The organism is Pseudomonas nitroreducens TX1, assembly GCF_000313755.1.
Lineage (GTDB): Bacteria > Pseudomonadota > Gammaproteobacteria > Pseudomonadales > Pseudomonadaceae > Pseudomonas > Pseudomonas nitroreducens_A.
Window position 1 is genome coordinate 72,337 of the sequence record NZ_AMZB01000097.1, and the last position, 10,404, is coordinate 82,740.

Below are 10,404 nucleotides of genomic sequence, written 5' to 3' on the forward strand. Positions count from 1 at the left end.
TATCGTATTTCGCCCCCTCGGGCGAGTCACCTCTTCCAAACGTCGGAAGGCCGCCCCCAAAGAAGTAACCAAGAAGGCTTGCCCCGGACATCCGGTTTTTCGCTTGGGGCGAAAAATACCCTCGTGAAGCGATGTTTCAGGGGCACGCCACGACGGGCCATCCCTGGCCCATCGTGGCTCTTGCGACATCCATGTCGCTCAACCCCTGAAACTCCGCTCCAACGAGCCCTCCTGAACGGGGCATTCGGAGTGCGCGGGTATTTCTCTGGAAGTCTTTAAGAGCCAAAGCCAGAGCAGGAATGGAATGGGTGTAGGGCTTTTCATAGGAGCGAGCTTGCTCGCGAACCGCACGGCACGGCATCCACCGGTGGAGCACCGCAGCCCCGCCTCAGACCAACCCCTTTCCCTGCAGGTGCTCGCGCAGGTAGTCGATGAACACCCGCACCTTGCGCGTGCTGCGCCGGTGCGGCAGGTAGAGCACATGCACCCAGGGCCCGAAGGCGCTCTGGTCGCGCCAGCAATCAGGTAGCTGCTCCACCAGTTCGCCGCTTTCCAGGTAGGGCAGCGCGCTCCACTGCGGCAGGAACTGCAGCCCCTGGCCGTCCAGCAGGCAGGAGAGCAGGAAGTCATAGTTGTCGCTGGCGATGCGCGGCACCGGCTGGCGGATGCGCAGGCGTTCGCCGTCCTTCTGCACCCACCAGAAATTCCGGTTCAGCAGCGGGTGGCGGAAGATCAGCCAGTCGTGCTGCTCGTAGTTCTCCAGCGTCACCTCAAGGTCCTTTTCCGCAAGGTATTTGGGGCTGGCGCAGAGCATCAGGCGGTTTTCCAGCAGGGGCTGGGCGATCACGTCGGGCAGGTCGATGGGGCCGTCGCGCAGGGCAATGTCGTAGCCGCCTTCGACCAGGTCGACGAACTCGTCCAGCAGGTCCACCTCCAGGCGCACCTGCGGGTGCTCGCGCAGGAAGCGGCAGCACACGGCGTTGAAGAAGGCCGGGGCGAAGGAGGGTGGCGAGACGATGCGCAGGCTGCCGCGCAGTTCGGTCTGCAACTGCTCGACTTCCTCGCCGGCTCGTTGCAGCTGCATCAGCGCCGAGCGCGCGCCTTCCAGGTAAATGTGCCCGGCCTCGGTCAGTGCCATGCGTCGCGTGGTGCGCTCGAACAGGCGCTGGCCCAGTTCGGCCTCCAGTTGCGCCACGCCCTTGGTAATGGCCGAAGGCGTCTTGCCCAGCTGTTCGGCGGCGCGGCTGAAGCCGCCTTGTTCGGCGGTGGCGACGAACATGGTGAGGGCGGTCATCTTGTCCATGGATTGATTCCTGATAGGAACAGAAGTTGTGCGGGAAGTCAGTGTTAAAGCCGCCGGGGCTTTTGCTTAATCTTCGTCACAGATCAACAATAACGAAGGCTCTGCGATGAAACTACTGATTCCGGCGCTGATGTCGGCGGCTTGCGCTTTTTCCTCTATGGAAACTATGGCCGCCGCCGATCTCATCTTCCACGGCGGCAAGGTCTACACCGCCGAACCCGGCCAGCCGTTGCAGCAGGCGGTGGCGGTGGAGAACGGCCGTATTCTGGCCGTCGGCTCCGATGCGCAGGTCCTCAAGCTCCGGCAGCCGTCGACCCGGGTCATCGACCTGCAGGGTCAGGTGCTGATGCCCGGATTCATCGATGCCCATACCCACCTGGTCAAGGGCGGCCTGCAGATGCTCCAGGCCAACCTGGACAACCAGGACCTGCCACTGGCCGAGTTCGAGAGCAAGCTGCGCCAGTGGCGTGACGACGGCCGCGCGCGGCGTGGTCCGTTCCTCTATGTCGGCGGTGTGCCGACGGCGTACTGGGACGAGCTCGGTGAATTGCAGCAGCGCTTCAACCAGGGCGAATGGGCAAAGCAGCCGATTCTCCTGGCCGGCGGCGACTATCACACCGGCTGGGCCAACCAGGCGCTGCTCGACCTCGCCGGGATCGACGTGGCCAAGGTCAAGTCGCTGAAGGGCGAGGAGCAGGCCACCATCGGCCACGGCGCCGACGGCAAGCCCAACGGCTTCCTGGTGGACGCCGGCTTGTACCCGGTTCAGGCGCTGTTGCCGCTGGCCAGCAACGACGAACTGCTCAAGGCGCTGAAGGGCGCGCAGAGCTACTACCATGAGCTGGGCATCACCGCCTGGATGGAACCCCTGGCGAATGAGAATCCCGGCGGCGACATCCACAACGATTCCGTCGGCGTGCTGCCAGCTTACAAACTGCTGGCAGAGCAGGGCGGGCTGACGGCACACGTCGCCGCGCTGCTGATGGCCGACTCCAAGGCTACACCGGCCGACCTCGACGAGCTGGACAAGGTGCGCCAGCAATTCATCGATGTTCCCAACCTGACGTTGCCGGGCATCAAGGTCTTCGCCGACGGCGTGGCCGAGGTGCCGGCGCAGAGTGCGGCGATGCTCGAGCCCTACCGCAATTCGAAGAAGTACGGCGAGTTGCTGATCGATCCCAAGCACTTCGGTGAGCTGGTCAGCGCCGCCGATGCTCGCGGCTGGCTGGTGCACATCCATGCCATTGGTGACCGCGCGGTACGTGAATCGCTCAATGGCATCGAGCAGGCGCGCAAGGATCGCCACAGCGGCATCCCGCATTCGATCACCCACCTGCAGATGGTCAATCCCACGGACTTCCCGCGCTTCAAGGCGCTCGACGTGATCGCCGCGATGCAGCTTTACTGGGCGGCGGCCGACGAGAACAGCGTCGATCTGGTCAAGCCCTACGTCAGCGCCATGGCCTTCCTGCACATGTACCCGGCGCGCTCGCTGCTGAAGAACGGCGCGACCATTTCCGGTGCCAGCGACTGGCCGATCACCACGCCCGATCCGTGGAAGGCCATCTACCAGGCGATCCAGCGCGTCGGCCCGAAGGGTGTGCTCAACGCCGCCGAAGACATCGACCGGCAAACCATGTTCCAGGCCTACACCCTCAACGCCGCGCGCACCCTGCGTCTGGAGCAGAGCATCGGTTCGCTCAAGCCAGGCAAGCAGGCGGACCTGGTCCTGCTCGACCGCGACGTGTTCACGGTCAAGCCCGAGGCGTTGCGTGATACCCGAGTGCTCAAGACCTGGTTCGCCGGCCGCGAAGTCTATAGTCGTCCGAGCGACAAACCCTGATCGTTGTCAACTCGTAGGATGGGTGGCGCGCAGCGATACCCATCCCACAACGCATTCTGTGATTTGATTCGATAGTTCAACAGGAGCCTTGCCGTGATTCTTCACACCTTCACCACCGACATCCGCGACCCGCTGCAGCGTGGCCGGCAGATCGGCGAAACCTTCGCCGAGCAGATCCGCCAGACCGTGGCGCTGTATCTGGACTTCTTCCCGCGCGTCGGCGTGGAGCTGGACAAGGCGCGCGCCATCGGCGAAGCCAGTCTCGCGGCGCTGGCCGACTGGTGCCCGGCCCTGGCGAAGGAGGTCGAAGGCCTGGCCCTGGGCGTCGGCCTGCCGCTTTGGCAACTGGCGGCGCTGAACGCCCGCACCGAGATTCTGGCGGTAATGCCCGAGCAACCGGTGGAAGGCGAATGCTCCACCTGCGTCTACGCCCCGGCAGGTGCTGCCGCACCGCGCAGTCTGCAGACCTGGGACTGGCACGACAGCCTGGTGCCCCACGGCCTGCTGCTGGGCTTCACGGGCAGCACCGGCCTGACTGCCAAGCTGTTCACCGAGTTCGGCATGCTCGGCAAGATCGGCGTCAACAGCGCCGGGCTGGGCGTGCACTTCAACATCCTGCACCACGCCAGTGATGACGGCAGCGCCGGCGTGCCGGTGCATGCCATCGCCCGTCGGGTGCTGGAGGAGGCCACCAGCGTCACCGAAGCCATCGACCTCGCGCGCTCGGCGCGGGTCAGTGCGTCCACCGTGCTGACCGTCTTCACCCGCGAGGACGTGCGCGCCCGTGCCGCCAGCATCGAGATGAGCCGGGCGCACACTGCCGTGGTGGTACCGCGCGAGGACGGCTGGCTGCTGCACACCAACCACTTCCTCGACGGTGAACTGAGCTGGGGCGAGCGTACGGCGGACGTGTCCACCACCTATGCGCGCCTGGAACACCTCAAGGCCGCCACCGCCGGCATGACTGGCAAGGCCCTGCGTGAACGTGCCGACGCCTTCTGCGGCGCGGACGGCGACCAGGCCGTGGTGTGCTTCCACCCGGACATGTCCGAGCCGGATACCGAGCGCTGGGAAACCCTGCTGAGCATCGGTCTGGACACCTCGAACTGCGCGCTGGAGTACGTGGCCGGCACGCCGAAGAAGCTGGCGGATGAGGGATTCCTGCGTTTCTGAAAACGTGATGCCAGCCGGTCGCACCCTCCCTCCAGCCCTGGCTGCGCGCCCCGCTCCGAAGGGAGGGGGTGCCGACGGAGTTGCCGATTGGCAAGGTGTTCCGCTTGATGCCGGACCGTCCCCTCTCCCTTAGGGAGAGGGTTAGGGAGAGGGGCGCGTCAGAGCTCCATTAGTCCGTAGGGCGCATAACGCGTCAGCGTTATCCGCCGCCGAGCCACCGGCGGATAACCCGTTCCGGCTTATGTGCCCTACGTACCACCACCTACAAACCAACGTCCCGTGACGGCCCACCCGCCGCCGCGTGGGTTTCGTGTTGCCACAAAAACAAGAGTGAACCGCCATGATCGACCACACGCCCGCAGCTCCTGGCTCGCGCTCGGCCTTTCGCACCTTCTGCGTCTCCGGCATGGGCACCGCGCTGGAATTCTACGATTTCGTCATCTACGGCTACGCCGCCGCACTGATCTTCCCGCAGCTGTTCTTCCCCGGCATGGACCGCCTGACCGCCGTGCTGGTTGCCTTTGCTGCTTTCGGCGCCGGCTTCTTTGCCCGTCCGCTGGGCGGCGTGGTGTTCGGCCACCTGGGTGACCGCTACGGCCGGCAGAAGGCGCTGGTCGCCACCCTCGTGCTGATGGGGCTGAGCACCTTGCTGATCGGCTTCCTGCCGACCCACGCCAGCATTGGCGCGGCTGCACCCGTCCTGCTGGTGCTGCTGCGCCTGGTGCAGGGTTTTGCCGCCGGCGGCGAGTGGGGCGGGGCGGCGCTGTTCGGCATCGAGGTCGCACCCAAGGGCCGTCGCGGTCTGTGGGGTAGCTTCACGAGCATGGGGATCGGCATCGGCGGCATCTTCGGTTCGGCGGTGTTCGCCATTGTCAGCTTCGCCTTCGACGATGACCTCTCCGGCATCGCCTGGCGCATTCCGTTCTGGCTGGGCGGCCTGCTGGTGCTGATCGGCCTCTACGCGCGCCTGCAGAACACTGCACCGAAGCCCGAGGCCGCGCCGAAGGTCGAGGCGCGCATGCCGCTGATGGAGGCTTTCCGCCGCCGTCCGCGCGAGTTGCTGCTGTGTATCGGCATCGCTTTCGGCTACGTCACCATCGCCTATATCGGCAGCACTTTCTTCCTCGCCTACGCGACCGACATCGGCTATAGCAGCAGCCATGCCTTGCTGTTCGACTTCTCGCTGTCGGTGGCCATCGTCGCTTCCGCGCCGTGCTTCGGGCACCTGTCGGATCGCTTCGGTCGCCGCGCGGTGATGATCTTCGGGGCGGCGATCATGGCGCTGGGGTTGTTCGCCTTCTTCCCGCTGATCGGTCTGCACAACCTGCCGTTGGCGTTGCTGGCGTACGTCGCCGTGGGCTTCTTCATGGGGGCGACCCAGGGGCCGATCCCGGCGTTCCTCGCTGAGCAGTTCCCGCGGGAAATGCGCTACTCGGGGATTTCCTTCAGCTACCAGATCGGCGCGGCACTGGGCGGCGGCACGGCGTCGAGCATCGCCACGGCCATCCTCATCGCCACGGGCCGCAACCCATTCGGCGTGGCACTTTACGGAGCGGCGGCACTCTTGCTGGTGGCGGTGTGTTCCTGGCTGCTGCGGGAAACCTCGCGCCTGCCCATGGAAGTGATCGACTGCGACGATGCGGCGCCCAGTGCGGTATCGGTGCAGGCAATCAACTGACCGCGCGCACCCTGGTGCCCGGCACGAGACCGAGCACCAGGGCGCAACCGATCAGGATGATGAGCGCACCCACGCCTTGCATCAGCGACAGGCTCTCGCCGAGCACCAGTGCACCCACCAGAACGGCGACCACGGTGACGACAAATTCCACGCTGATGGTTTTCGTCGCCCCGATACGCGCGACGAGCTGGAAGTACACGACGTAGTTCACCGCGCTGAGCACGCAGCCGCAGAGCAGCAGGAAGAGGAAGTCGATAGGCTGCGGCGTGCCGGGCACCGGCACCCAAATCAGCAGCGGAAGCGTCAGCAGCCCGCCGACCAGGAAGGCGCCGCAGGTCACTTCCCAGGGGCCGGCGGAACGCAGTTTCAGGCTCGCGTAGTTGCTGCCGAAGGCCGCACACACGGCGCCGAACACCGAGGCCGCGCTGCCGACGATGAATTCGTGGGTGATCGGCACCGCAGGGAAGCCCACCAGCAGCACCATGCCGCAGAAGCCCAGCAGTAGCCCGCCCAGGCCGCTCCAGGTAATGCGCTCCAGACCCCAGAGGCGACCGATGAGCATGGAGAACAGCGGAATGCCGGCGACGAAGATGGCTGCCATGGCCGTGCCGATGCGTGGGGTGGCGTAGGTCATGCCGATCAGTTGGCCGGCCACCGTGGTCGCGCCGACCACGGACAGTGGCTTCCACAGGCCGTCGAAGTTCAACCGGCGGCCGGACAGCCTGGCCACGGCAAACAGCGTGAAGCTGGCGATCAGCGCGCGGAAGCTGACGGCGCCAACCCAGCCGAACCCGGCGATGGCCTTGAGCAGCACAAGGAAGGACAGCCCCCAGCCAATGGCCAGGAACAGGTAGGCGGCAAGGTCGCGCGGTTGCATACGACTCCGGTGGCGCAAGGCAGAAGGGCCACCGAAACGCGGCGGCGAATGACGCTATCTTGCCGGGCCCTCGTGACGCTTGGGAAGGCGGCGCACCGACGTTGTTCTGTCCGGCAGCGGCGTTCGTTCAAATGGGTATGGCCCCGGTCCGTGTGCCAGGATGCCTGCCGCGGGTTGCCGGAGCATGCGAACTTGCACAACCACATTGCCGGGGCGCAATGGCCATGATTCAGGCCCTGGCTTATAGTCGCGCCCCCCAGCGAAACCGCCAGCGTCCTTCGGGCCTGCTCGCGGCAATGCAACCACCAAGGCGCGAGGAGCACGCCAGTCATGAAAACAGAACAGGGCATCCTGCGGCTTTCCATCATCGTCACGGTGCTGCTGGCCGGTTTCGGGATTATCGTCGGCCTGCTGTCGGGATCCTTTTCCATTGTCTTCGACGGCGTCTACTCGCTGGCCGATGCGAGCATGAGCGGCCTGGCGCTGATGGTGGCGACGCTGATCCGCCGACACACCACCGAAGGCGATGCCAGCCGGCGCCTGGCCGAGCGCTTCAACATGGGTTTCTGGCACCTGGAGCCGATGGTCCTGGCGCTCAACGGCACCCTGCTGTGCGGCGTTACGCTGTACGCCCTGATCAATGCCATCGGCCGGCTGCTAACGGGCGGTCACGCGCTGGAATTCGGCTTCGCCATCCTCTACGCGGCGGTCGCCACGCTGGTGTGTTTCTCCCTGGCGGCGGTGCAGTTCCGCGCCAACAAGCGCATCGGCTCGGACTTCGTCGCCCTCGACGCCAAGTCCTGGGTGATGTCCGGGAGCATCTCCCTGGCCTTGCTGATCGCCTTCCTGGTGGGGGATCTGGCCAGCGTGAGCGGGTACGCGCAGATCGGGCCCTATGTCGACCCGGCGGTGCTGGCACTGATCTGCCTGGTGATCCTGCCCATTCCCTTCCTGACCATTCGCCAGGCGCTCAAGGAGATCCTCCTGGTCACCCCGCCCGAGCTCAAGCAGCACGTCGATGAGGTGGCTGCGGAGGTGGTCGCGCAGCATGGCTTCACGGCGTACCAGGCCTATGTCGCCAAGGTCGGCCGGGCACAGCAGATCGAGCTGTATTTCATTGTGCCGCCCAATTGGCCGGCGCAGACGCTGGCCGAGTGGGACAGGCTGCGCGATAAGATCGGTGAGGCCATCGGCGACGAAGGTCCCAATCGCTGGCTGACCATAGCCTTTACCACCGATCCGCTCTGGACCCGCTAAGCATACCGGCCTTCAGGACGCGCCATCAGGCCCGGCGCGCGATCGGCGGTGGGCCATTCACCTCGATAGGCGACGGCCCAGGGGCGACGATCTCAGTCCGCTGTCGGCTCGGCTGCAGGTCCTGCCGTCGGAGCTGAGGAGGCAGGAGCCTGCCCCCGCGCTGCCTTCGCGCGATTGCGGCGGTCCTGGCCACGTTGCCGCGAAGCCTGCTGCTTCGCATAGGCCGCCTGGGCCGCCGTCACGGTGCCCACTGCCTCCCCGGCCAGATCGCGGCGCGGTGCATCCTCAACCATGCTTGCCCAGTAACGCGCTCCGCGGCACCAGGTAGAGATGCCCAGCTTCAGTTGCTCGTCGGTCAGCCCCAGCAGTTCCAGATGCTGCTGGGCATCCTTGAGGATGCCCTCCTTGAGCGGAACCTTGGGCGCCGGATTTACCGGAAAGGCCAACGGAAAATGCTTCTGCAGGCGCCAGATGGCTTCCACCGCAGGATCCTGCTCGGCAGGTTTCGCGCGCGGTGAGGATGGCTTCGCGCGTTTCGCACTGTCGGCCTTGGCCTGTTCTTTCTCAGCCCGCAGGCGGTCACGTAGTCCAGCTAGTTGTTCAAAACCCATCGTTCAAGTCACAGCTTCGAGTGAATGCGAAGTGCAAGGATATTCGATGTTGCAGGCAAGAACATCCGGGCAAGGTCGAATCACCTGCCGGAAAGACCGACCACCGGTCGCTCACTTCGCCTGGCGAGGCACTGGCGACCCCTGGCCGCCCTGGGGCAGGCGATAGTCCAAGCCTTGCTTTCGACCAGGGTCGGGCCAGGCGGCTCAGCCATGTCGCGCCTGGCTCGCCTGCACCACCCGGTGCGCCGGTACGCGCAGTTGCGTCAGCAGGTATTCGGCGAACTCCAGCGAGAAGGGCTGCAACGCGATGGCGCGCTCCATGCAGCCCAGCCAAGCGGCACTGCGGGCGTCGTCGATCGGCCATTGGGCGTGGAAGGACGGGATGGAGATGGAGCCGTATTTTTCACTGAACAGCCTTGGGCCGCCCAGCCAGCCGCTGAGGAAACAGGCCAGCTTGTCGCGAGACTGTTCCAGGCTTTCCGGGTGCATGCGGCGCAGTTCGGCGGCGTCCGGCCATTCGTCCATCAGCCGGTAGAAGTCGTCGACCAGGCGACGCAGGCCGTCAATGCCGCCAGCGGCCTGGTAGGAGGCATCGCCAGTGCCGAAGGGAAGGGGGCTGCTCAAGGACGTGGCTCGCTGAGGTTCTGGAAGAGATGCCCATGATACTCGGCGCGCCAGCGGATGATCAGCAGGGTTGTCGTTTGTCTCAATTGTTGGCTGGATAATCTGTACGAAAGTTCCTGAAAGGAATAGGATTCGGCAATTGCAAAATGCCAGTGGGCTGTTGCGCAGGGATGCAGAACTTTCACTTCATATCGGGTTTGCCACGTTCGGGCAGTACGCTGCTGTCCGCCATCCTGTTGCAGAACCCGCGCTTTCACGCCGGCATGTCCAGCCCCGTCGGCGGGCTGTTCACCAGCGTGCGCGAGCAATGCAGCGCCGGGAGTGAGTTCGCCCCGCTGATCAATGAGGATCAGCGCCGCCGCCTGCTCTGCGGCCTGTTTGATTCCTACTACGCCGACCAGCACGACAAATCCGTGGTGTTCGACACCAATCGACTCTGGTGCGCCAACCTGCCGGCTCTGCGCGAGATGTTCCCGCAGGGCAAGGTGATCGCCTGCGTGCGCAACGTCGCCTGGATCATGGACAGTCTGGAAAGGCTGTTCCGCGCCAATCCCTTCGAGAATACCAAGCTGTTCGCCGACGCCAGCGAGCGCAACACCGTCTACAGCCGCGTCGAGACGCTGGCCCAGCGCAACCGGCTGGTGGGCTTCTCCTGGAGCGCGCTGAAGGAGGCCTTTTACGGCGAGCAGGCCGACTCGTTGCTGCTGATCGACTACGACCTGCTGGTGCACAGCCCGGAAAAGGTGCTGCGTCTGGTCTACCAGTTCATCGACGAGCCCTGGTTCGAGCACGATTTCGACAACCTCGCCTACGACGCGCCGGACTTCGATGCCGCGCTGGGTGTGAGCGGGTTGCATCGTGTGCGGCCGAAAGTGTCGCTGCAGGAGCGCCGTACCCTGCTGCCGCCGGACCTCTTCGAGCAGTACAGCAAGCTTTCCTTCTGGGAAGACGGCAGCGCCAGCGCGGCCAACGTGATTCGCATCAAAAACAACTGACAAGAATGGACACGGCGGCAGAAGATCGCCGGTGCCGAAGAGG

At 65.1% G+C, this 10,404-nt stretch carries 9 protein-coding genes; 5 read left to right on the top strand and 4 right to left on the bottom strand.

The features are described 5' to 3' along the window. Nucleotides 1-388: 388 nt before the first annotated feature. The gene (locus C167_RS0108825) at nt 389-1,303 is read right to left on the bottom strand and encodes a LysR family transcriptional regulator (protein ID WP_017517908.1); all 915 of its coding nucleotides are present in this window, start codon (nt 1,301-1,303) and stop codon (nt 389-391) included. A gap of 106 nt (nt 1,304-1,409) precedes the next feature. On the opposite strand from C167_RS0108825, the gene C167_RS0108830 reads away from it, so the two are divergent. From C167_RS0108830 to C167_RS0108840, 3 genes are all read left to right on the top strand, one after another. Continuing rightward, a complete protein-coding gene (locus tag C167_RS0108830; RefSeq protein WP_026078908.1) occupies nt 1,410-3,146 on the top strand; it encodes an amidohydrolase in 1,737 nt (578 codons plus the stop codon). Nucleotides 3,147-3,239: 93 nt separating this feature from the next. Continuing rightward, nucleotides 3,240-4,319: a C45 family autoproteolytic acyltransferase/hydolase gene (locus tag C167_RS0108835; RefSeq protein ID WP_017517910.1), complete on the top strand. Its 1,080-nt coding sequence runs from the start codon at nt 3,240-3,242 to the stop codon at nt 4,317-4,319. Between the two features lie 340 nt (nt 4,320-4,659). Next, nucleotides 4,660-5,997, top strand: coding sequence for an MFS transporter (locus C167_RS0108840; protein ID WP_017517911.1), 1,338 nt, complete (start codon nt 4,660-4,662; stop codon nt 5,995-5,997). Here the strand turns inward: C167_RS0108840 and C167_RS0108845 are convergent. After that, nucleotides 5,990-6,874, bottom strand: a complete 885-nt coding sequence (locus tag C167_RS0108845; protein ID WP_017517912.1) for a DMT family transporter — start codon at nt 6,872-6,874, stop codon at nt 5,990-5,992. The genes C167_RS0108840 and C167_RS0108845 overlap by 8 nt on opposite strands. 330 nt (nt 6,875-7,204) lie before the next feature. Here C167_RS0108845 and C167_RS0108850 point away from each other — a divergent pair, with 330 nt between their 5' ends. Further along, nucleotides 7,205-8,131 (top strand): cation diffusion facilitator family transporter, encoded by a 927-nt coding sequence (locus C167_RS0108850; protein ID WP_017517913.1) that lies wholly within the window; start codon nt 7,205-7,207, stop codon nt 8,129-8,131. Nucleotides 8,132-8,223: 92 nt separating this feature from the next. Here C167_RS0108850 and C167_RS0108855 read toward each other — a convergent pair whose 3' ends face one another. Together C167_RS0108855 and C167_RS0108860 are read right to left on the bottom strand one after the other, a co-directional pair. Continuing rightward, complete coding sequence (locus tag C167_RS0108855; protein ID WP_026078909.1) at nt 8,224-8,742, bottom strand: ProQ/FinO family protein; 519 nt, start codon at nt 8,740-8,742, stop codon at nt 8,224-8,226. A 204-nt stretch (nt 8,743-8,946) separates the two neighbouring features. Beyond that, entirely contained in the window at nt 8,947-9,366 is a 420-nt protein-coding gene (locus C167_RS0108860) for a group II truncated hemoglobin (RefSeq protein WP_017517915.1), read from the bottom strand. Between the two features lie 170 nt (nt 9,367-9,536). Here C167_RS0108860 and C167_RS0108865 point away from each other — a divergent pair, with 170 nt between their 5' ends. Continuing rightward, entirely contained in the window at nt 9,537-10,361 is an 825-nt protein-coding gene (locus C167_RS0108865) for a sulfotransferase family protein (protein ID WP_017517916.1), read from the top strand. Nucleotides 10,362-10,404: the final 43 nt, after the last annotated feature.